20 protein-coding genes are annotated in these 22,345 nt (G+C 63.1%); 5 read left to right on the forward strand and 15 right to left on the reverse strand.

Annotated elements, in window-relative coordinates:
- Positions 1-38: 38 nt before the first annotated feature.
- The gene (gene pstS / locus EJ079_RS31730; RefSeq protein WP_245481769.1) at positions 39-1,187 is read left to right on the forward strand and encodes a phosphate ABC transporter substrate-binding protein PstS; all 1,149 of its coding nucleotides are present in this window, start codon (positions 39-41) and stop codon (positions 1,185-1,187) included.
- A 76-nt stretch (positions 1,188-1,263) separates the two neighbouring features.
- Positions 1,264-2,988 carry a Na/Pi symporter gene (locus EJ079_RS31735; protein WP_127811085.1) on the forward strand — a complete coding sequence of 575 codons (1,725 nt, stop codon included), beginning with the start codon at positions 1,264-1,266 and terminating at the stop codon, positions 2,986-2,988.
- 81 nt (positions 2,989-3,069) lie between these two features.
- Here the strand turns inward: EJ079_RS31735 and EJ079_RS31740 are convergent, their stop codons facing one another.
- Genes EJ079_RS31740 through EJ079_RS31750 form a run of 3 tightly spaced genes read right to left on the reverse strand, consistent with a single transcriptional unit; the run spans position 3,070 to position 6,840 of the window.
- A complete protein-coding gene (locus tag EJ079_RS31740; RefSeq protein ID WP_127811086.1) occupies positions 3,070-3,498 on the reverse strand; it encodes a GNAT family N-acetyltransferase in 429 nt (142 codons plus the stop codon).
- A complete protein-coding gene (locus EJ079_RS31745) occupies positions 3,482-4,885 on the reverse strand; it encodes a sigma-54 dependent transcriptional regulator (RefSeq protein ID WP_127811087.1) in 1,404 nt (467 codons plus the stop codon). The genes EJ079_RS31740 and EJ079_RS31745 overlap by 17 nt, the downstream gene beginning before the upstream one ends.
- Positions 4,882-6,840, reverse strand: coding sequence for a sensor histidine kinase (locus EJ079_RS31750; protein ID WP_127811427.1), 1,959 nt, complete (start codon positions 6,838-6,840; stop codon positions 4,882-4,884). The genes EJ079_RS31745 and EJ079_RS31750 overlap by 4 nt, the downstream gene beginning before the upstream one ends.
- Positions 6,841-7,007: 167 nt before the next feature.
- Here EJ079_RS31750 and EJ079_RS31755 point away from each other — a divergent pair, with 167 nt between their 5' ends.
- A complete protein-coding gene (locus tag EJ079_RS31755; RefSeq protein ID WP_127811088.1) occupies positions 7,008-8,336 on the forward strand; it encodes a dicarboxylate/amino acid:cation symporter in 1,329 nt (442 codons plus the stop codon).
- Between the two features lie 69 nt (positions 8,337-8,405).
- Here EJ079_RS31755 and EJ079_RS31760 read toward each other — a convergent pair whose 3' ends face one another.
- From EJ079_RS31760 to EJ079_RS31815, 12 genes are all read right to left on the reverse strand, one after another.
- On the reverse strand, positions 8,406-9,434 hold the full coding sequence (locus EJ079_RS31760; RefSeq protein ID WP_127811089.1) for an ROK family protein: 1,029 nt from the start codon (positions 9,432-9,434) through the stop codon (positions 8,406-8,408).
- Positions 9,431-10,153: a ribulose-phosphate 3-epimerase gene (locus EJ079_RS31765; protein ID WP_127811090.1), complete on the reverse strand. Its 723-nt coding sequence runs from the start codon at positions 10,151-10,153 to the stop codon at positions 9,431-9,433. Before EJ079_RS31765 ends, EJ079_RS31760 begins: the two co-directional genes overlap by 4 nt.
- Positions 10,150-10,983 (reverse strand): alpha/beta hydrolase, encoded by an 834-nt coding sequence (locus EJ079_RS31770; protein WP_127811091.1) that lies wholly within the window; start codon positions 10,981-10,983, stop codon positions 10,150-10,152. The genes EJ079_RS31765 and EJ079_RS31770 overlap by 4 nt, the downstream gene beginning before the upstream one ends.
- A complete protein-coding gene (locus EJ079_RS31775) occupies positions 10,983-11,801 on the reverse strand; it encodes a sugar phosphate isomerase/epimerase (protein WP_127811092.1) in 819 nt (272 codons plus the stop codon). The genes EJ079_RS31770 and EJ079_RS31775 overlap by 1 nt, the downstream gene beginning before the upstream one ends.
- Complete coding sequence (locus EJ079_RS31780; RefSeq protein WP_127319216.1) at positions 11,801-12,877, reverse strand: Gfo/Idh/MocA family oxidoreductase; 1,077 nt, start codon at positions 12,875-12,877, stop codon at positions 11,801-11,803. The genes EJ079_RS31775 and EJ079_RS31780 overlap by 1 nt, the downstream gene beginning before the upstream one ends.
- A gap of 11 nt (positions 12,878-12,888) precedes the next feature.
- Positions 12,889-13,662, reverse strand: a complete 774-nt coding sequence (locus EJ079_RS31785; protein WP_127811428.1) for a sugar phosphate isomerase/epimerase — start codon at positions 13,660-13,662, stop codon at positions 12,889-12,891.
- A 111-nt stretch (positions 13,663-13,773) separates the two neighbouring features.
- The gene (locus EJ079_RS31790; protein WP_127811093.1) at positions 13,774-14,616 is read right to left on the reverse strand and encodes a carbohydrate ABC transporter permease; all 843 of its coding nucleotides are present in this window, start codon (positions 14,614-14,616) and stop codon (positions 13,774-13,776) included.
- A gap of 5 nt (positions 14,617-14,621) precedes the next feature.
- Entirely contained in the window at positions 14,622-15,518 is an 897-nt protein-coding gene (locus EJ079_RS31795) for a sugar ABC transporter permease (protein WP_023808791.1), read from the reverse strand.
- A 137-nt stretch (positions 15,519-15,655) separates the two neighbouring features.
- Positions 15,656-16,903, reverse strand: coding sequence for a sugar ABC transporter substrate-binding protein (locus tag EJ079_RS31800; protein ID WP_127811094.1), 1,248 nt, complete (start codon positions 16,901-16,903; stop codon positions 15,656-15,658).
- Positions 16,904-17,013: 110 nt separating this feature from the next.
- Positions 17,014-18,159 carry an ABC transporter ATP-binding protein gene (locus EJ079_RS31805; protein WP_127811095.1) on the reverse strand — a complete coding sequence of 382 codons (1,146 nt, stop codon included), beginning with the start codon at positions 18,157-18,159 and terminating at the stop codon, positions 17,014-17,016.
- 89 nt (positions 18,160-18,248) lie between these two features.
- A complete protein-coding gene (locus EJ079_RS31810) occupies positions 18,249-19,199 on the reverse strand; it encodes a PfkB family carbohydrate kinase (protein ID WP_127811096.1) in 951 nt (316 codons plus the stop codon).
- A 3-nt stretch (positions 19,200-19,202) separates the two neighbouring features.
- Positions 19,203-20,003, reverse strand: coding sequence for a class I fructose-bisphosphate aldolase (locus EJ079_RS31815; RefSeq protein ID WP_127255183.1), 801 nt, complete (start codon positions 20,001-20,003; stop codon positions 19,203-19,205).
- 162 nt (positions 20,004-20,165) lie between these two features.
- On the opposite strand from EJ079_RS31815, the gene EJ079_RS31820 reads away from it, so the two are divergent.
- Entirely contained in the window at positions 20,166-20,927 is a 762-nt protein-coding gene (locus EJ079_RS31820; protein ID WP_127266572.1) for a DeoR/GlpR family DNA-binding transcription regulator, read from the forward strand.
- Between the two features lie 260 nt (positions 20,928-21,187).
- Complete coding sequence (locus tag EJ079_RS31825; RefSeq protein WP_127811097.1) at positions 21,188-22,336, forward strand: Gfo/Idh/MocA family oxidoreductase; 1,149 nt, start codon at positions 21,188-21,190, stop codon at positions 22,334-22,336.
- The last annotated feature ends 9 nt before the right edge of the window (positions 22,337-22,345 follow it).

Genomic DNA, 22,345 nt, shown 5'->3' on the forward strand with positions numbered 1-22,345 from the left:
CGATCTTGTTTTCAGCTGACGCCTCATTTCGCAGGCGTATGGCCATCGATGCGCGCCTGCATAGCGGCGGCAGTATAGTTGGGATTCAATTTATGTTGTCAGCAGGTTTAGCCTTATTGCGCGGTGCACGGCCGACGGTTTCGGGGGCGGCAGCTGCGCTCGCCCTTGCAATCATCGGGGCCATGATCGGATCCGCTGCGCGGGCTGAGCCCATTCGCGGTGCGGGGTCGACACTGGCCGCGCCGATCATCGGCAAGTGGGCAACGACATACAAGGCTGCACGCGCCGACGGCGGCGACTTCTTCACGCTGGACTGGACCGTCGATTATGAACCGGTCGGATCCCTTGCCGGCCTGATGCGGCTTGCGCAGCCCGAACTGGATTTCGCCGCCACGGATGTTCCCGTGCAGGCTGATGATCTCGCCAGGAACGGCCAGCAGCAATTTCCGATCGTCATGGGCGGGATCGCGGTGGTCGCCAATCTCGATGGCCTGCCGGAGCAAGGTCTGCACCTCTCCGGCCCGGTGATCGCCGACATCTATCTGGGCAAGATAAAGTCCTGGTCCGATCCTGCGATAAGGGTGCTCAATCCCGACATAGCCCTTCCCGATCTCGCCATCAGCGTCATCCACCGGCAGGACGGTTCGGGCTCAACCTATGTCTTCACCGAGTTTCTGTCATCGACAAGCGAAGACTGGAAGACGAAGCTTGGAGCCGACACTCTGATCGACTGGCCGCTCGGGACAGGCGCGGAAGGTACGCAAGCGCTTCTTCGTGCCGTGGCTGCGAGCAAGGGGGCGATTGCCTACGCCGAATACGGCCAGGTTCTTCGCGCCGGCCTTCCCTTCGCAGCGGTCCAGAACAAATCCGGCAAGTTCGTCAAACCGGACCCGCAGGGCGTGCAAGCAGCGGCCACCTCCGTCGCCTGGGGGGAAACGACCGACTTCTTCGCCTCCCTCACCAATCGCAGCGGAGATGGTGCGTACCCGATCAGCACGGCGGTGTTCGCCGTTGTCCAGGTCGCGGGGCGTTCGGAACATCGCTATCGCCGCGTGCATGATCTTTTCCGGCTCGCCTTCGCGCAAGGTGCCGGCGACGCCACCGCACTCGGCTATGTGCCGCTGCCGAAAGCGCTCATTGGCCAGATCGAACAGTATTGGGCAAGGCAATTGCCGGTCGCAAACTGACCCGAACGAAGCTGCCTTGCGCAGCAACTGAACTTCATACCGCGTCGTCGTGGCGACTTGTTGGGGACTGCCTGAAATGGACATAGATATCTTCAAGGACATCCTCGTGCCGGTGATCGGCGGCTTGGGCATCTTCATGCTCGGTCTGGATTTCATGGCAAACGGCATCCAGGCGCTGTCGGTCAACCGGATGCGCGACTTTCTCGCCAAGGCAGCCGGTACGCCGGTCAAAGGCGTGCTGGCGGGAACGCTGATCACGGGCGTCATCCAGTCGTCGACGGCGATGAGCGTCATGGTCGTCGGGCTGGTCAATGCCGGTGTCATCGCCCTGCGGCCGGCGATCAGCGTGATCATGGGCGCCAACATCGGCACCACGCTCGGCAACGGGCTCATCGCCCTGCCGCTCGGTCCGCTCGGATTGATCCTGGCCGGCGTGTTCTCGCTGGTCTACTGCTTCGCCAAAAGCGAAAAGGTGAAGAACATAGCGCTCGCCTGCATGGGTTTCGCTCTGATCTTCTACGGCCTCAATTTGATGACCGGCGGCCTGCGTCCGCTTCGCAACCTGCCGGAAGTCATGGCGCTGCTGCAGACGCTGACGGCCGACTCCTACCTCAACCTTTTCAAATGCGTGTTCATCGCCGCCGGCGTGACCGCGATGATCCACTCGTCCTCGGCGACGATCGGCATCGTCATGGGCCTTGGCGCGGCGGGCATTCTCGACTGGACAACCGCCGTCGCCTTCTCGCTCGGCGCCGATCTCGGCACCACGATCACATCCTGGATGGCTTCCCTCAACCTTTCGAAGAACGCCAAGCGGACCGCCTATGCGCACATCTCGTTCAACATCATCGGGGTGTGCATCACCATCCCTCTGTTCTTCGTCTCCATCCAGGTGCTGGAATGGGCCATGCAGTTCTTCGGCGGCGATCCGGCCGTTCCGGTGATTGTCGACGGCAAGGAGACCTTCCCCTTGGTGCCGGTCGCGGTCGGCCTCTACTCGACCTTCTTCAACGTCTTCAACACAGTGCTGCTGTTCCCGTTCATCGGCGTGTTCGAGCGGGTGCTATCGCGTGTCGGCCACACGGATGCCGACGACGCGGAGGATTTCTCGACGCCGAAATTCCTCGACCGCAAACTGGCCAGCGATTTTGCCAAGGCCATTCCTGCCGTGCAGCAAGAGACGGCCCGCCATCTGGAGGCCGGCGCCATGTTCCTCGACATCGCACGCTCTTCCAAGAAGGCGCCGTCGGATCCGGGCGAGCACTATCTGGCGACCGACATCCTCAGCCGCGATATCCGCGCCTACACCGCCGCGCTGATGAAGGAGGATCTGCCTTACGAACAGCTCGATCTGATCGCCAGCCTGATCGAGGAAGCCGACTTCACGGCCGCCCTGACGGAATCGATGCATCAGGTGGCGCGCCGCGTCAGGCGCGAGAAGTTCAGCAACCCGGCGCAAGCCATCGTCGACGTCGCGCTGAACAAGCTCGATATCTCACTGCGCGAGATCTTGCCGACTTATGGCATCTCCCATCCGCAGATGCCGGCCGGCCATGTAAATCTGCCCGGGGTCGAGGAACTGCGTGCCCGCACGCTGGCGCTCGGACCGAATGCCGGTGCCGCCGAACGCGGCACGATCCTGGCCCTGCTCGGGTCGATCGAGCGTGCGGAAATCCTGATCCATCGCATCGATGCCGAGCGCAGATCCGTAAACCGCCAAAGCGTGCTTGCCCGTGCGTCGGCACGCAAGGAAACCAGAGCAAGCCCGATGGGAGACCCAGGCCTGGTTCCGGCCGAGTAGCGGTCCGCCGGACCATAACCACCTTCGTTCGGATTGCGGGTCAGGCAGGAAGACAGTCCATCCCGGTTCCGCCGGGACGGATCAGGCCAACGCCAGCCTCTTCTGTAAAAAGATGCGGCTGCGGCCGATAGGGAAATCGGCGAGCGTTCCAAAGGGTTCGTAACCCTGACGCTGGTAGACCTTGGCGGCATTCGGATTGAAGGTGTCGATCCAGGCATTCCGGCAACCGCGTGCCATGGCTTCCTGTTCGGCCGCATCCAGCATCTTGCCGGCCATGTGCTGGCCGCGCAGCCGCTCATCGACCCAGAGCCATTGCACGTAGAGCCAGCCCCAGGCGGTGTAACCGGAAATGCCGGCGACGACCGCGCCATCCTCGTCGCGCACAAACACGGCAAGCGCCTTCCTTTCGGATGCGCCGACATCGCCGTCGTTGAACGCCGTCAGCCGTTCACCGAGAAAGGCGAGTTCTTCCGGCAAGGGATTTGCCGTCGTTTCAAGCGTCGTGTTCATCGCTTTTCCGAGATGGTTGCGTGTCGGCGTCGCCGCCATTGCGAAACTCTGATGCGGCAATGCCGTAGCGCTTGAGCTTGTCATAAAAGGTCTTGCGCGGTACGCCGAGCGCATCGATGGCGCTGCGCACCTCGCCACCATGGTCGCGCAGCGCGTCGCGGATGAGCTGTGCTTCGTATTGGCCGACCCGTTCGGGCAATGCTGCCGTAGGCTCCGGCGAATGCGCGGAGACCGCCCTCCTCCCATCTTCCGGACCGAGGCCGAGCGCAACACGGTCGGCAAAATGGGCAAGCTCGCGGACATTGCCTGGCCAGTCATGCGACTGGAGATGATCGCTGACCGCAGCGTTCACCTTGGCGACGGGCCGGCCGAACCGTTCTGCCGCCTTGCCGAGGAAATGCCCAAACAGCATCGGGATATCGCCGCGACGCTCGCGCAGCGGCGGGATGCGCAGCGTCACCACGTTAAGGCGAAAATACAGATCCTCGCGAAAATCACCGCGCTGGTCCGACCGCCCCAGATCGACCTTGGTCGCGGCGACGACCCTGAGATCGATGCGCCTGATGTCGTTCGAGCCAAGTGGAGTGAGGCTGCGCGTTTCGAGCACGCGCAGCAGCTTGACCTGGAGCGCCGGCGGCATGGATTCGATCTCGTCGAGAAACAGCGTGCCGCCGCTGGAATGCTCGATGCTGCCGATCCGCCGCCGCTGCGCGCCGGTGAACGCGCCCGCCTCATGGCCAAACAACTCGCTCTCGATGACCGTCTCCGGCAGCGCACCGCAATTCAGTGCCACGAAGGGTTTTGCGCGCCGTCGCCCCCATCTGTGCAGGAGGTCCGCCACCACTTCCTTGCCGGTTCCCGTTTCTCCCTCGACCAGCACATCGACGTTCATGTCGGCAATCTGGCGCAAGGTCTCGCGCAGCCGCTTGATGGCAGGAGCCTCGCCGATCAGCGGCAGGCCGTCAGTGGCGAGGGCCGCGGCTTCGCGCAGCCGCCGGTTCTCCATCACCAGCCGTCGCTTCTCACTCGCCCGTTTCAGCGCCTCGACAAGGCGGTCGCCGGCATAGGGTTTCGAGATGAAATCGTAGACACCGTCCTTGAGCGCGGCCACTGCGAGATCGACGTCGCCATGGCCGGTGACCAGGATCACGGGTATGTCCGGGTCGATCGCCTTGATGCGATCGAACAGCTGCAGCCCGTTCATGCCCGGCATGCGGATGTCGCTGACCACCACGCCTTCAAAGGTCCTGTCGACAACGGCAAGCGCTGCCTCGGCGGCGTCGCGCGCGACCACAGCGAAGCCGGCAAGCTCGAGCAATTGCGTTGTGGCGTGCAGCAGGTCCGCATCGTCGTCGACGAGCGCCACCAGCCCTGATCCCTCAATCATTCAATTCGCCTCAAATCGATGGTGAAGGATGCGCCGATGCCATTGCCGGGATCGAGCCGCAGCGTGCCGCCCAATTCCTGGGCGATCTCCTGCGAGATCACCAGCCCGAGACCAAGCCCCTTCTCCTTGGTGGTCTGGAACGGCATGAACAGATTGCCGGCTGCTTCCGGGCCGAGACCTGGGCCGTTGTCGCGCACCGAAATCAGCACCCTGTCGTCGCGCTCGGCAAGCTCGATCTCGATGCGCGGATCGGGCTGGTCCTTCATAGCGTCCAGCGCATTCTGCAACAGATTGACCAGGATCTGTTCCAGCCGGATGCGGCTGGCCATGACCACCGGCGAGGCATTGCCGCGCGGCTTGACGATGGTCACGCCGGAATCACGGATGCGGCCCGACAGCAGCGACAGCGCGCCGTCAATTGCCTCGCGCACCGGCAGCGGCGAAGCGGCAACCCCGGGTCGACGGGCGAAAGTGCGCAAGGTGCCGGTGATCGCGCCGATGCGCTCGGTCATCGACACGATCGACGTCAGATTGCCGCTGGCCGGTTCGGTTTTGCCGGTTTCGAGAAAGCGGCCCGCATTCTCGGCATAGGTGCGGATAGCGGCGACCGGCTGGTTGATCTCGTGCGCCACGCCGGCGGCGATTTGGCCGAGGATGGAAAGCCGGTTGGCCTGGGCGAGGTCGTCGCGCAGCCGGCGCACCTTGGCTTCAGCATTCTCGCGCTCGGCGATTTCACCGGCAAGTGCGGTGTTGGAGCGGGTCAGCTCGGCCGTTCGCGTGCTGACCCGACTCTCCAGTTCGGCATTCATCCGCGCCAGCGCCTCCTGCCTCAGCCTGCGCGTTCGCCGGCGCCGGGTCAGCACGTAGGCAAGCAGGCCCATCAGCAGCAGACCGAGCAAGGTGGTGAGCCGCGCCGTGTTGGCGGCCGATGAAAGAGCAGCGTCGGCGGGAGTGAGCAGCCAAAGACGCCAGCCAGGAACAGCACCGGGCAAATCCTGCACCACCTCGACGAACTGGCGCGGTTTTCCCGCGTTGTCGATCGTCGCCAGGCCGTCACCAGCGCCGCGCCGGATCGGCAGCGGCTCGAAGCCTGCATCGGCCAACTGGAGCTGCTCGTGGGCTGCGGCGGTGTCCTCGGCCGACAGTGGCGCCAGCGCACGGAACCGCCAGTCGGGCTGGCTGGTAGCCAGCACCACGCCGCGTTCATCAGTGATGAACACAAGGAAACCGCTGGAACGCCAATTGGCTTCGACGCCGTCGAGTTCGACCTTCAGCACCGCAACGCCAAGCGGCTTGCCGCCATCGTCGACGCGGCTGGCAAGGTACAGCCCCGGTCTGCCGCTGATTGTGCCGAGGCCATATTGGCTGGCAGCACCCTTGCTCATCGCTTCCTGGAAGTAGTGCCGAAAATTGTAGTCGATGCCGACAAAGCTCGCCGGTTCGTCGGCATTGCTGGCTGATATGGCGATGCCTGCCGTATCGATGATGTAGATGGCGGATGCCGAGGCATCGCCGGCAATCGACTTGAGCTTGTCGTTGAGGGCCTTTTCTTTCATTTTTCCGGCCCGGCGCAGAGCGCCGCGCACCGCGTCGTCTCGGGCCAACACCAGTGGAACCAGGCGCTGCTTTTCGATTTCGCCGGTCAGGGTTCCCGCCGCCAGCGGCAGTGCGGCGAGTGCCGTCTCGCGCAGATTATCGGCCGCCTGGCCGGAGGCGATGCGCCCGGCAATGGCGATCGCGCCGGCCAGAAAGGCACAAGCAACGACCACGGCAACCCAGCGGCCATCGCGCAGCCGCGCTACCGCCTCGCGCAGCAATTCACGGCCGGCAAATCCTTGGGATTTGCTATCGGTGCCTGCTTGCGGCGTCTGCCCTCTCCCCTTTGCTCGCGGCCTTTCGGCCAATGTAATGCGAAAATCCGCCCAGGCAAACACTGCCTGTGCGGAAATCCGCACAGGCTTTGCCCGCATGACGTCAGACAAAGGCGGAAATCCCGTGGTTCCGGCCTTTCCGCGAACTGGCACAGCGCTTGCAAAACTCCCTGGCAGCGGCGTGCGACCGGAGCGCCGCGATGGGAGAAGTCACGCAGGGCGCTCCGCCCCATCCGGCCAGGGAGAGTTCGATGCACATCGCAGACCAATCAGGCGCGCTTGCCGCGCAGCGCAAGCCTTTCTATGCCCAACTCTACGTGCAGGTGCTCGTCGCGATCACCCTCGGCATCCTGCTCGGCCATTTCTATCCGTCGGTCGGCGAGAGCATGAAGCCGCTCGGCGACGCCTTTATCAAGCTGGTCAAGATGATCATCGCCCCGGTCATTTTCCTGACCGTGACTACGGGCATTGCCGGCATGAGCGACCTGCAGAAGGTCGGACGTGTCGCCGGCAAGGCGATGCTCTATTTTCTCACCTTTTCGACGCTGGCTCTGATCATCGGCCTTGTCGTCGCCAATGTCGTGCAGCCGGGCGCCGGCTTCAACATCGACCCGGCGACGCTCGACGCCTCGACCATCAGCAATTACGCCGCCAAGGCGCACGACCAGTCGGTCACCGGCTTCCTGATGAACATCATCCCGTCGACCATCGTCGGCGCCTTCGCCGACGGCGACATCCTGCAGGTGCTGTTCTTCTCGGTGCTGTTCGGCATTGCGCTGGCGTTGGTCGGCGACAAGGGCACGCCCGTGCTCAATTTCCTGCAGGCGCTGACGACGCCGATCTTCAAGCTGGTCAGCGTGCTGATGAAGGCGGCCCCCATCGGTGCCTTCGGCGCGATGGCCTTCACCATCGGCAAATACGGCATCGGCGCGGTGATCAATCTCGCTATGCTGGTCGGCACCTTCTACGTGACGTCGTTCCTGTTCGTGTTCGTCGTGCTTGGCGCGGTCTGCCGCTACAACGGGTTCTCCATCCTGTCGCTGATCCGCTATATCAAGGAAGAGCTGCTTTTGGTGCTGGGCACCTCCTCATCGGAAGCCGCCCTGCCCTCGCTGATGGAAAAGATGGAGAAGGCCGGCGCCAAGCGCTCGGTCGTCGGCCTGGTCATCCCAACCGGCTATTCCTTCAACCTCGACGGCACCAACATCTACATGACGCTGGCGGCGCTGTTCATCGCACAGGCGACCAACATCCACCTGTCGATGGGTGACCAGATCCTGCTGCTGCTGGTGGCCATGCTTTCCTCCAAGGGTGCCGCCGGCATCACCGGGGCCGGCTTCATCACCCTTGCGGCGACGCTTTCGGTGGTTCCGGCGGTGCCGGTCGCCGGCATGGCGCTGATCCTCGGCGTCGACCGCTTCATGTCGGAGTGCCGGGCGTTGACCAACTTCGTCGGCAATGCTGTCGCCACGCTGGTGGTGGCTCGCTGGGAAGGCGAACTCGACGAGGCCAAGCTGGCCAGAGCGCTGGCGGGCACGGCCGACGATAGCCTGCCGGCGGACGTTGTTCCCGCCGAGTAATGACGCGCGGTCAATGCGTAAAAGGCCGGAGGCGTGCTGCCTCTGGCCTTTGTCATGCAGGTCGCAACGTCAGACCGTGCCGGTCTTGCTCAGCGGCGTGTCCGGAAACGTGCTTGGGCCGACAGGCATGCGGGCTGCCAAAGTGCCCCCCTCGTCGAACAGCACAAGGCTGGCGGCGCCGACGAGCCCGGCATGGCGGCCGAGCTGGGCCTGAACGACCGGCACGTCGCGATAGGCGCGCATAGCCCGTTGCCTGATGGTCGCCTCGATGGTCGGCAGCATCAGATCGAGCCCATTGGCGATGCCACCGCCGACGACCAGCACATCGGGCGAATAGAGATGCAGGAGATTGGTGAAGCCAATGCCCAGCCAGCGCGCTTCCTCCTCCAGCAAGGCCGAGGCAAGAGCGTCCTGCAGCCGTGCCGCCTCGACGACGTGGCGGCCGGTCACCTCCGCGTCCGCTGACAAGCGTCGCAAGGTAGAGCCGTCTCCGGCTGCCGTGGCGGCGCTGGCGCGGCGGCCAAGTGCCGTTCCCGAGGCGATGGCCTCGAAGCAGCCAACGACACCGCATACGCAGCGCTCGCCTTCATTGGTGATGGTCATGTGACCGATCTCGGCGGCAAGGCCACGGCGGCCATGCAGGATGCGCCCGTCGACGACGACACCGCCGCCGATGCCGGTGGAAACCGTGACGAAGACCAGCGAGCGAGCGCCATGGCCGGCGCCGAAGCGCCATTCGCCGAGCGCCGCGGCATTGGCGTCGTTCTCCAGCCGCACCGGCAGGCCGAGCCGCCGTTCCAGGATGTCGGCAAGCGGCACGTCCAGCCAGCCGGCGAGCGTCGGCGGGCCGACGGCGATGCCGGCCAGCGGATCGAGCGGCCCCGGTGCACCGACGCCGACGCCGACGATCGAAAGTGCCGGGGCCTCGGCATGGACTGTCGCCGCCAACGCCTCGATCTGGCCGATCACCACATCGGGACCGGCCTGCGCCTGCGTCGGCACCGCCGCGAATGCCAGGATCTTGCCGTCGCGGTCGACCAAGGCGGCGCGAAGCTCCGTCCCGCCAAGATCGATCGCAAGGGCGGCTTCTGATGTCATGCCGCGACCTTCAAGCCGTGCAGCCAGCCGATGCGGCCGGCGAGGTCCTTGTCACCGAAGGCGAGCGAACCGAGAACCACGGTTTCGGCCCCGGCGGCACGCAGCAACGGCACGGTCTCGTGGCGGATGCCGCCATCGGCCGCCAGAACCACTTGCGCCTCGCAGCCGGCCTCTCTCAGGATGGCGCGGGCAGCGCCCAGCCTGTCGCAGGCCTTGTCCGACAGGCTCTGTCCCTTGACGCCGATTGCGGTTCCAAGAAGCGTCACGAAGGCGACTTCCGGGACGAAGGCCGTCACTGCTTCCACAGGCGTCTCCAGCCTGAGTACGACGCCGGCCTCGGCGCCGAGCTCCCGCGCCAGCCGCACGGCGCGCAATCCGGCTTCGCCATTCTCGGCATGGACGCTGATCATGTCGGCGCCGGCTTCGATGAACTGGCGCGTCTGCGCCTCGACGATTGCTTCATCGACCATCAGGTGGACATGGATGGGTTTCGCCGTCAGCCCCGCAATGCGGGCGACGAGATCGGGGAAGAACAGGAAGGACGGTGCGAAATGACCGTCCGCCACATCGATATGATGAAGATCGACATAGGGCTCGATGCGCTTCAAGTCGTTTTCGAAATTGGCGAGATTGGCCGACCAGAGCGAGAATTCGGCGATCATCCGGTCGCGCGGCAATGCGGCGATGGCGGCCGGGCCTGAGAGAGGTTTCGAGGTCATGACTGGTCCTGGTTGTTGAAATTCATGTCGAGAAAGTCCGCGATGGCGGCGCGAATTTCGGCGAAATGGCACTCCTTGTCGGTGGCCTTCGGCATCACCTCGGCAAAGGTCGCATTGGGGATGGCGTCGGCGAGGCTGCGGGCGGCGGCCAGCGGATGGACGAGATCGATGCCGCTGCCGATGACGAGCGTAGGGAACGCAAGGCCAGCGGCGGCTGCCCGCGTCACGCCAGGTCCATCCTCTGCGATCGCCTGCATCACCTCGGCGAAGACGGGCGCGTTTTCGCGCGCGAAGAAGCCGAGCAGGGAAGCAAGATTGTCCGGCGCTTCGGTGTGAAAGCGGGCGGCCGTCGCGGACGCCGCGAAGATATCTCGCGCCTCCGATAAAGGACGGCTGAGGATGAGCTCCGCCACTTCCACGTAAGGGCGCATGTTTTGCGGCGCCGCATCGAAAGCCCAGGCAGGGCGCACAAGCACGAGACCGGCGACCCGGTCCGGGTGCCGGGCGGCAAGCTGCAAGGCAATGGCCGCACCCATCGAGATGCCGCCGGCGACGAAACGGTCGAGGCCGGCCGCATCCGCGGCGGCCAGCACATCATCGGCGAACATCGCGATCGAAAACGGGCGCTTGCTACCGGCGCCGGAACCGCCCTGCGCTCGGCATTCGACGGTCAGCCGACGGTATGAAGGACCATCGGGAAAGTTCTGCGCGACCTGCGCTGCGTCACCGCCGAGGCCATGCTGGAAGACGACGGGAAGCCTGCCCTGCCCCGTGTCGAAGACACGAAGCGCTGCATCGTCGCGAAGCAGGATCGTCGGGGCGGCGCCCATCAGAGGAGCCTTCGCAGAAAGGCGGCGACATCGGGGGCTTCGTCGGCGGACAGGCCGTGGGTGACAAGCGGTCCGTCGAAGCCCGCTGCCTTCAGCCGCGCGCCGAAATCCGGGAAATCGACGATGCCATGCCCTGATGTGGCAAAGCGACCGTCACCATGACGGTCCTTGGCATGCGCCATGGCGAAGTGGCCGGCGGCCTCGTCGATCGCGGCGGCAACGATAGCGCGCGCCTCGCCGGGCGTGGCGTGTTCGAACAGGTTTGCCGGATCGAGCACGATCTTCAGATGCTTCGATCCCATCTGGGCGATCAGCCGGGTCGCATCCCTGGCCGAGGTGACGATGTTGGCCTGCTCAGGCTCGATGCCGAGATCGACACCGGCACCTTCGGCCAGCGCCAGCGCCTTCGCCATCTCGGCGGCCATGTCGGACCAGGCGGCCGGATCGGCATTGTCGGGATGATATGCCCACTGATCGGCGGCGTTGCGCGAGCCGGTGCAGAGCGTGACCAGCGGGATGCCGAGGGCAGCAGCAGCCTCGATGACAACGGCGAGGCGCCTGAGGCCGTCGTCGCGCACGGCTTTGTCGGGATGCGCCATGTTGTAGGTGCCCGACAGTGCTGCGAGTGAAACGCCGTTCGACTGCGCGGCGGCACGGACGGAGGCGATGGCGTCCGCCGGCACAGCATCCGGCATCGACGGCAGGCCGGCACAGGCCAGATTGAACTGCGTCGTCTCATAGCCAGCTTGCCGCACCGCAGCCAGCACGGCGGCCGGATCGGTGCCGGCAAAGGTCTTGGCGAAAATGCCGAGACGCATCACACCGCCCCCGACACCGAGGCGAGTTCGACTCGCTCGCCTGATACCACCGAACGCGCGATGGCGACCATGGCGCGGATCGAGGCGATGCCGTCCTCGACATTGGCGCCACGCATCGGCGTGCCGTTCAGGACTGTGTCGGCAAGACCTTCCAGCTGGCGGCGGAAGAAATGGCCATCGGCGCCGAGCGGCTTGTGGGCCGTGGCGGTCTTCTCGTGAAATATCTCCACCTCGCTGGCGCGGAAGTACCAAGGGTTGAATGTCCTGGCGATAACGGAGCCGTTCTCGCCATAGAGCTGAAAACCTTCGTGCCAGTCCATGCGCACGGCAACCGTCAGGTCGAGATGGCCGAGCGCGCCGCTGGCGAACTCGGTTTCGACGAACCAGCAATAGGCGCCGAATTTCTCATTGAGGCGGGCGCGCACGGCGACGATATCGCCGCACAGGAAACGCGCCGTGTCGACGAGATGCGAGCCATGGGCCAGCATGAAGTATTGCCTGAGATCGGCCTTGGGATTTCCGGCTGGCTTCCTGGCTAGCCTGCTGGTGACGGGCAGCGGCTGCACGGCATCGGTGTTGGTGTAGCGATGGGTGGAATCGCAGTACCAGGCCTTCAGCGCCAGCACTTCGCCGATCTCGTCGCGAACGAAGTCGCGCGCGGCCTCCAGTGCCGGATCGAAGCGCTTCATGTGGCCGACCTGCAGGATCTTGCCCGAGCGCCTGACCGCTTCGGCCAGCGCCTCGCCCTCCTCGACCGAGGTGCCGATCGGCTTTTCACAGAGAACATGCTTGCCGGCGTTGAGCGCCCTGATCGACATCGGCACATGATAGGCGTCCGACGTGGCGACGATCACCGCTTCCAGCTCGGGATCGGCGAGCATTGCCTCATAGTCGGAATACATTTTCTGCGGTTCGTAAGTGGCGCCCATGCGCGCAAGCAGATCGGGTGCCGCGTCGCAGATGGCGTAGAGGTCGGCATTGCCGGCCTTGACGCAGGATTCCAGATGCGCGAACTGCGCGATGGGGCCGCAGCCGAGCACGCCGACCCTGAGGCGTCTGTCCTGTTTCTTGATCATCGTCTCGTTCTTCAGGCGCCGTAGCTGCGCATAGTCTGGCGGTTGGTCTTGACCGCGCCGGCAGGATCGGCGGCGGCCGTTTCGGATTCTTCCTCCAGCACCAGCCAGCCGTTGAAGCGCGGTGCGGTGTTGGCGATCTCGATGACCGCCGGGGTGTCGCAGACGCCCTTGCCGAGCATGGCCCAGGTACCGTTGGCATCGACGTCCTTGAGGTGGATGTAGCGGATGCGGTCGCGGTAGGTGCGCAGCGTATCGGACATGTCCTTGTGGCCGCGCAGGATATGGCCGGTATCCGGCACCCAGCCGACCAGGTCGGGGTCGAGCAAGGCAAAGATCGTGTCGTAATCGGCGCGGTCGAATAGCAGCGTGTTGTGGTGCGAGCTTGGATGCACCGCAACCTGGACGCCGGCCTTGCGTCCGATCTCGCCGGCCTTGTTGTAGACCTCGGCCGCGATGGCGAACTTGTCCTCGCGCGGGCCGTCGGACACCGCCGTTGCAGAGCCCATCGACACCAGCGCGCCGGGGAAGGCGCCGGCGAAATCGATCCAGCGCTTGGCGGTTTCGAGGTCGGCGCCGATCTCCTCCTTCAGCGTAAAACCACTGTTCGAGCCAAAGGCGAAGGAAACCAGCGTCAGCCCCGACGCCTTCAGCGCGGCGGCGAACTCCTCCGGCTTGTCGCCATAATGTCCGATCATGGTGTCGGTGATCTCGATGCCGGCATAGCCACCATCGGCGATCGCCTTCAGCAGATCGTCGGGGCCGCCGGTAAACCGGTCTCCCAGCATTTCCCAGGTGAAGGTCTGGCAGCCGACTTTGAGCTCTTTCACGTTCGTCCTTTCATTCCTTGGTATCGCCTATTGCTTGATGCCACCCTGCGTCGCCGTGGGATGGACGTCCTACTTGACCGAGCCCGCGGTCATGCCGGCGAGGAAGTACCTCTGGGCAACGAGGTAGATGAGCAAGAGCGGTAGCGAGCCGAGCACACTCATTGCCATCATCTGGTTCCATTCGAAGGCATGCTGCCCCATCAACAGCTGGATGCCGATCGGGACGGTGCGCATGGACGTCGATTTCGTCAGCGTCAGCGCAAAGAGAAATTCGTTCCAGCACAACAGGAAGGTGTAGACCGACGTCGCCACGATACCAGGCAGTGAAATCGGGACAATCACCCGCCAAAGCGCTGTCCAACTGGAGCCGCCATCGACAGCCACGGCTTCATCGAGATCGCGGGGCAAGGTGTTCAGATATCCCGTCATCAGCAGGATCGCGTAGGGCAGCGTAAACACCAGGTAAGTCAGGATCAGTGCGACGTAGGTATCGAAGATGCCGTATGAGACGACAAGTCCGAAGAAGGGGATCAAAAGTGTGATCGGCGGAATCGTCTGCGTGCTGATGATGATTGTGTTCAGGATGCCCTTGCCGCGGAAGTTGAAGCGGCTGAACCCGTAGGCCGCCAGCAAGGCGATCAGCACCGTCAGCACGGTCACCGCTCCCGCCACGAAATAGCTGTTGAAGAAGAAGCGCAGCTTTACCGGGTCGCCAAGGATGGCTGCATACGCTTCCAGCGTAAACGCCTTTGGCAGGATGGTTGGTGGCAAGGCAAAGATTTCGGTATTCGATTTGAACGAGCTGCTCAGCATCCAGTAGATCGGAGATGCCGCGAAAAAGAGCCCCGCTGCAAGCGCTACATGGAGCGCGACGGTGATCAGCCTGTCTTTCGGCGTATGCCTTTTCCTCATGATGACTACCGAGCCTTCTGATAGCGAATATAGAACAGCGTCAGGCCGAGAGAGATCAACAAGATGACCACAGCGCTGGCTGAAGCCTGCGACAGGTTGTAGCTCGAAAACGCCAGCTTGTACGTGTAGGTGCTGAGGACCTCGGTCGAGTAGATCGGGCCACCGCCCGTCGTTATCCAGATTAACGGGAAGACCTGCATGGTCCAGATGAAGTCAAGCAGCGAGATGCTGATGATGATCGGCATCAGCTGCGGAATGGTGATGAAGATCAGCTTCTGGTAGGCTTTCGCCCCGTCGATATCGGCAGCCTCGTAGAAATCCTTGGGAATGCCCTGCAAACCCGCGAGCAGGCTGACCATGAAGAGCGGATAGCCCGCCCAGATGTTGGCAAAGGTGACCGCGTGCAGCGCGGTCTCAGGCGAGGAAAACCATTCGACCTTGGAACCGATGATGCCGATTTGCATGAGAATGCTATTCACGACACCGTTCGGCTCAAGCAGCAGGCGCCAGATCACGGCGATAATCACCGCGGTGAACAGCCAAGGCAGTATATAGAGCACGCGCAGGATATTGCGCAGCGTCGGATTGATGCGGTCGCTGTTCAGCATGAGCGCGAAGGCCATGCCGATGGTCATGTGGAAAATGACACTCATGCATGTGAAGTAGAGCGTGTGCCACAGCGAAGCCCAGAACACGGGGTCGTCGAAGATCGCCTGGTAGTGTTTCAGTCCGGCAAAGGATGGGTCACGACGCAGCACCGCGCTGTTCTGGAACGAGTAGCCAATCACCGTCACCATCGGCAGCAGCATCAGAAGCCCGATTATGAGCAGCGAGGGCGACAGATAGAGGTAGGGTGCGACCGCTCGTTTGAGCTTATGGTGGGAACGCTTTTGCCGGGTCATGTGCCAACCTTGGGATACGCCTTCAAGAGAAGGTAAGCTTCAAAAACAGGTCCACTCAAATTGCCGATCCGTTGTTGCCGGGTGGCCTGCCCGAAGTCAGGCCACCCGGTCGAAGATAGCAAACGGGAACAGGCCGATCAGAATTTCGCCATCCAGCCCTTCTGAGCGGCGGCGGCTGCTTGTTCCGGAGATTGCTCGCCGGCGAGCATCTTTTGGGCTTGCACGTCGAACTGGGTCATCAGGTCTTCTGCCACCGGCAGGCCCGTGAACTCATTGGCGAGATAACCGGTCTTGAAGATTTCGAAAGCCTTGCCGAAAGCCTTGTCCGAGGTCACGAAATCGGGCTTGGCGTTGACGTTGCCGGGGAAGGCGTTTGCAAGCGATACGAGCTTGGCGTTCACCTTTTCACTCATCACATATTGGACGAGTTTCCAGGCCTCTTCCTGATGTTTCGAGGCAGCAGAGATGCCGATGCCCCAGGAGGCATAGGGAAGGCCGCGCTTGCCGGTATAGTTTTCCACGACCGGGACCGGGATGAGGTCGAAGTTCAGCTTGGGATTGCGCTTGCGGATGAGGTTCACATGCGCGAGCGAGTCGATCATCATCCCGACGCGGTTGTTGACGAACTCCTCGACCTTTTCCTGCTCGGTCTTGGTGGCGATGCCGGGCGAGATGGTTCCGGCGTCGTTGAGAGATTTGACGAAGGTGAGCATGTCCACCACCGGTTTGCCCTCAAGGTCCGGCTTGCCGTTCGCCATCATCGACTGACCCGAAGCCCAAACCCACGACATCATGTCGTTCTGGACGCCGGATGGCGTTTGCAGCGAGAGGGGCAGCACCCAGCCATACTGGTTCTTGTCGGCGATCGTCATCTTCTTGGCGGCTTCGAGAAACTCCGCACGGGTCGACGGCAGCTTGGTCACGCCTGCCTGGGCGGCGAGGTCCAAATTCACGAAGACCGGATAGACGAAGGAAGCCACGGGAAACATCACCGCCTTGCCGTCCACCTTGATGATGTCCGCGACCTGGCTCTTGTCGAAAGCGCTCGCATCCATCATCGGATTCATGTCGGCGAGTGCGCTCTGCGCATTCAGATTGTTCACCCAGGCACCGTCGAGACCGACGACGTCGCTGAGCGTTCCGGTTGCAGCACCAACCGAGATCTGGTCTCGCGTGGTCGCGTAGGGCCCACTGACCAGCGTCACTTTGATTCCGGGATTTGCGGCCTCGAAGTCATCCATGATTGCCCTGAGCGAGCCGGCCGGCAATTCGGGCTCCCACCATTGGGTGAATTCCAGCGTCGTATCCGCCATGGCGCCGGTTGCGCCAAGCAACCATGCGGCTGCGGCTATTTTCAGCATCGCGGGTTTTATACGAAACGTCATCTTCTCCTCCTTCTTTATATTCGACCGCACAATGCGGCCGATCGTCTGGTTATTCACAAATCTTCTTATGCAGGTGCCTCACCCTCACCCGCGGGTCTTATCGCTGATATTCAAATTGCCAGATGCGTCTCCGGGTCGAAGAAATGGAGCTTGGCGTCATCCATGGCCAACCTGATTTCCGAGCCGGAGCGGACTGTGCTGGTCGGTTCGAATTTCGCCACCGCATTCGACGCCAGGCCGAAATCCTGCACCGCGTCAGGGTCGCCGGAGTCCACCCGGACCGCGTCGATGTCGAGATGGACGATTTGTTCGGATCCAAGTTCTTCGATCGAGGTCACCTTTGCCGGTATCGTCTGATACTTGCGGCCGGATTCGAGGCTGCTGTCATAGAGATCCTCCGGTCGTATGCCGAACACGACCTTGCGCCCCGCATACGACCTCAAGCCCGGCCTGCGCACGAAGGCTGCATCCTGCAGCCGGATGGCCAGGGCGCCGGACATCAGTTCGTCGCCCGTCAGGGTTGCCTCGAAAAGGTTCATCGAAGGAGACCCGATGAAGCCGGCAACGAAGGCGTTCACCGGCGATTCATAGAGCCTCTTGGGTGTGTCGACCTGCTGCAGCACGCCGCCTTTCAACACCGCGACCCTGTCGCCCATCGTCATGGCTTCGGTTTGGTCGTGGGTCACATATATGGTCGTTACGCCGAGCTGCTTTTGCAGACTGGTGATTTCGGCGCGCATTTGAACACGCAGTTTCGCATCCAGATTGGAAAGCGGTTCGTCCATGAGAAAGGCTGCCGGCTCGCGCACCATGGCGCGGCCCATGGCAACCCTTTGACGCTGCCCGCCTGAAAGGTTCGCGGGTTTGCTGTCCAGCAGAGACGTCAGTTGAAGGGTTTTGGCGATCTCGTCCACGCGCTTTTTGCGCTCGGCCTTCGGCTTGCCTGCCAGCCGCATCGAAAAGCCGATGTTTTCGAACACCGTCATATGCGGGTAGAGGGCGTAGCTCTGGAAGACCATCGCGATGTCGCGGTCCTTGGGCGGCATGTCGACGACGTCTATTCCGCCGATCCGAAGGCTGCCGCTGGTGACGTCCTCCAATCCCGCGATCATCCGCAGCGCGGTGGATTTGCCACAGCCGGACGGCCCGACGAGAATCAAGAACTCACCGTCCTTGACCGACAGGTTCAATTGGTCGATTGCGTGAAAATTGTTCCCGTATGTCTTGCAGATATTTTCAAGAACGACTTCTGCCATATTCCTCCCTCCACAAGTCTAAGCCACTGATTTTTATGATTGTCTTCGGCTTACGTTCACCTGCGAAATATTTCCTCGGATAGTTCGGGCTATGTTCCGGTATCGAGCCGCGCATATTTCAGTTCGACTGCCGACGGCGCGTTCGTCGATGCCAGGAGTTCCGTGACCTGGGCGTCGGTCGGAAGCGCCTCGCGCCCGCCCCGCCCCGTTATCGAAAGGGCCGCCGCCGCGGCCGCGAATGCGACCCGGCCTGCGGTGTCGGCCCCGCGTGTCAATGCAAGGGCATAGGCGCCATGAAAGCAGTCACCGGCGCCGGTCGAGTCGACGACGGCAACCTGGTGCGGAGGCAGGTGCCAGAGCCCTGTCTCGTCGCGTCCGCGATAGAAGACGCCCCTGCCGCCATCCGTCAGAACCACGGCGGAGCGCGACGGCAACCACAATGCATCGAGTATCTCGGCCGGCGACTGGCGGCCGGTGGCGGTCCGCGCGAAGCCGAGCGGAAGAATGAGATGGTCGCAGAGCCCGATCAGTCTCTCGGTGGCCGGGCCGTGGCTCCATTCGACATCGCCGAGGATCGCAAGGCCGAGATCGCGAGCCCGAGCCACGACATCCAGCGACCCGATCCCGTAACTGTCGACGATCAGGACTGTCGCGCGGCTGAGAACCTCGTCCGGAAAGTCCGGCGCGGTGCCCAGCATCGCTTCGTCGTCATACGCGATGAATCGCTCCCCATCCGAACCGACGGTGATCCGCGAGCGCACCGGGCGCGCGTGCGGGTGGCGCGGCGCAAACGCGGTTTCAACGCCGCTCGCAACGAGATCGCACAACACGGCGTCGTCGGCGGCACTGCCCAGCCATCCGACGAACCCGGCGCTTCCGCCGAGCCGCGCGACGGCGGCAAGTGCCGTCGCGACATTTCCCCCGAAAGCTCGGGCACTTTGCAGAACCTTCCCCTTGCCCGCCGACAACGGCTGATCGACATAGACGATGTCGTCGATCGCAATAGCTCCGAAGCCGAGGATTGAAGGGACGGCGGGCATGGTTCAGGCACCCGCCTTCGCCAGGGCGTCTTGCGCCGAAAGGCCGTCATGGATGACGCCCCGAAAGGCGATCGCTGCCTTTTCCGGATCGCCGTGCCCCCAGAGATTGCGGCCCACCACGGCACCGCGCGCGCCGGCACGGATGGCGTCCGCCGTCTGCTGAAGGGCGCCGAGCAGCGTGTCGGTCTTCGGACCACCGGCGATCACAACCGGCACCGGGCAGGTCCGAACGGTCTCTCGGAACGACTCGAAATCGCCCGTGTAACCGATCTTGATCACATCGACGCCGGACTCGTAGCCGATGCGTGCCGCATAGGCGATCTCGTCGGGGGTGAAAACGATTTTTGCCCCGTCGGTGAAATCGCGAGGGTAGATATGCGCCACCACCGGCATGCCGTAACGGGCCGCCGCGTTCACCGAATCGGTCAGCCAGCGTATGTATTTGCCCTCGGTCGCGCCGCGCACCGGAATGGCCACGGCCAACGCATCGGCGCCAGCGCGCACCGCATCCTCGGGCGTTGCAATCAGTTCACTGATGCGATCGTCCGGGGTGAAGCAGCCGGCCTGGATCACCAGGCAAGCCTTGCCCGCGTATTGCGGCCACAGATGGCGCGCGGTGCCGGGCTGGATGCTGACGTAGTCGGGTTTGCCTACCATGACGCGTGCAAGGGCGCCCGGCAGATCGGCAAGACCTCCTTTGCGCACGTCGCCATAGCCGACAAAGTGGTCGACCGCGCCGCCAAAAAGATTCCCCGATGGATGTGAGAAGAGGCGCGCCAGGCGCACCTTGGTTCCGAGGCTCATGAGTCCAAAATTCTCCAATCGATTGATTTCAAAATCCTGCACCCAGTGTTTGCGAAAGAAACGACAAATGCAATCTTTCGAAAGCTTTCGAATTCGCATATTTTTGGTAGAGTGAACCGAGGCCAGGGTGATTGCTTGGCGGATGGAGGCAAGGACAGGGCAATGTTGTCAGAGCAGAGACGCCAATCGATCCTGGGTGAAGTGCAACGTAGCGGACAGGTCCGCATCAAGGACCTGTCAGACGATTTTGGCGTATCGGAAGTCACGGTGCGCTCCGACCTCGAGATACTGGACCGCAAGGGACTGCTGACCAAGACCCGCGGAGGCGCGGTGACCCGGACCACGGATTCGACCACGGCCGCGTTCGCCCGGCGGATGCAAACCAACCTCGATGCAAAGAAACGCATCGCCCGGGCAGCGGTAGAACTGTTCGAGGACAACCAATCGGTCATCTTCGACGGCGGCTCGACATTGATGCAGGTTGCCATGCTGTTACCGCCGCTCAGCAATGTCGTGGTCGCGGCCACGGCGATGAATATCGTGCAGCATCTGATGCATCGGCCCGGGCTCGACGTTCACATGATCGGCGGCCGGGTCTATCCAGACACGGTGAGCACACTGATCACCGATGCCGACACGGCTCTCGGCGGCTTGGTAGCGCATCAGGTCTTTGTTGGAGCGCATGCGATTGACTCGTCACTGGATGTGGTCGACGTGAACGAAGACATGGCGCGAACGAAGCGAAACCTCGTGCGCATGGCCCGGCGCGTTGTCCTCCTTGCGGATTCGAGCAAATGGGGCGTCAGCGGGACGTCCAAGGCCTTTTCGCTGTCGAGCGTCGATGTCGTGATCACCGACGATAGCCTGTCGGGTCCGATACGCAGCCAGCTTGATAGGACCGGGGCCAAGGTGATCTATGCCTGACCCAGTCGCGGTCCCTGGCCGCGGCGGAAATATCCGATGCGCGCATGAGCCACGGGATCCGCATAGGCGGCCGTTCTTTCGGTCATTTTCTCCTCCCAGGGCTGGCGGCCTCCCCGATATCGCACCAGCATTTTCGCATGTTGTATAAAAATTTTACGCGCGTCAATATTTAAAATGTTGTATAGCCTTTTGCGAATGCGATCCGTCTAACGGCTGGGCGGATCCGGCGGGCCATGAGCGCTTTGGGAGGCAGGATCGAAATGCACGGAACATCAAAGACCAAACTCGGGATCGGCGTCATCGGATGCGGCAACATCTCGATGACTTACCTGCGCAACGCCGGGCTTTTTGGCGGGATCGAATTGCGCGCCTGTGCCGATATTTCGGCCGACATGGCGGCGGTGCGGGCGAAGGAATATGGCATACGGGCACTCGGCGTCGATGCGTTGCTGGCCGACCCGGAGATCGATCTTGTCCTCAACCTGACTATTCCGGCGGCGCATTTCGATATTTCGTTTGCCGCGCTTTCGGCCGGCAAGCACGTCTTCACCGAAAAGCCGCTCGCCACCTCGGCCGCCGACGGACAACGCCTGGTCAACGAGGCGCGGTCGCGCGGCCTGCTGCTCGGCTCGGCGCCCGACACGTTCCTCGGTGCTGCCGGGCGCCGTGCGCGCCGGTTGATGAATGACGGCGCCATCGGCCGTCCGGTCACCGGCACCGCCTTCATGATGGGCCGCGGCATGGAGCACTGGCACCCCAACCCGCAATTCTACTACCAGCCAGGCGGTGGCCCCGTGTTCGACATGGGTCCGTACTATCTGACCATGCTGGTCAATCTGCTCGGCCCGGTCGAGCGCGTCATGGCAATGGCGACACGCGGCCAGGAAGAAAGGCTGATCACCGCCGAAGGGCCATTCAAGAACACCACATTCAAGGTCGGCACGCCGACCAATGTGCTGTCGCTGCTCGAGTTCCGCTCCGGCGCGACCGTCACCTTCGGCGCCTCGTGGGACGTCTTTCGCCACTCCAACCATCCGATCGAACTGCACGGCACGGAGGGCTCGCTGCGCCTGCCCGACCCCGACACGTTCGGCGGCACGGTGTCGCTGTCGGAACGCGGCACCGACTGGCAGGATTTCGCCAGCGAGGGCGATCTCTACGGCGCCCGCAACTGGCCTTATGCGGCACCCGATCGCGCCAATTACCGCATGCTCGGCGTCGCCGATCTGGTGCGCTCGCTTCAAACCGGCAACACCCCACGGGCCTCCGGCAGCCTCGCGCTGCATGTACTGGAGATCATGGAGGCTATCCTGCGCTCCGGTGAAACACAGGGATCAATCGCCATCGCGGGCGATGTCGTGCAGCCGGCCCTGCTGACCGAGGAAGAGGCGAGCAGCCTGCTGGCCTGAGGATATGAC

It is taken from the genome of Mesorhizobium sp. M7A.F.Ce.TU.012.03.2.1 (assembly GCF_004006095.1).
In the GTDB taxonomy this organism is placed as follows: Bacteria; Pseudomonadota; Alphaproteobacteria; order Rhizobiales; family Rhizobiaceae; genus Mesorhizobium.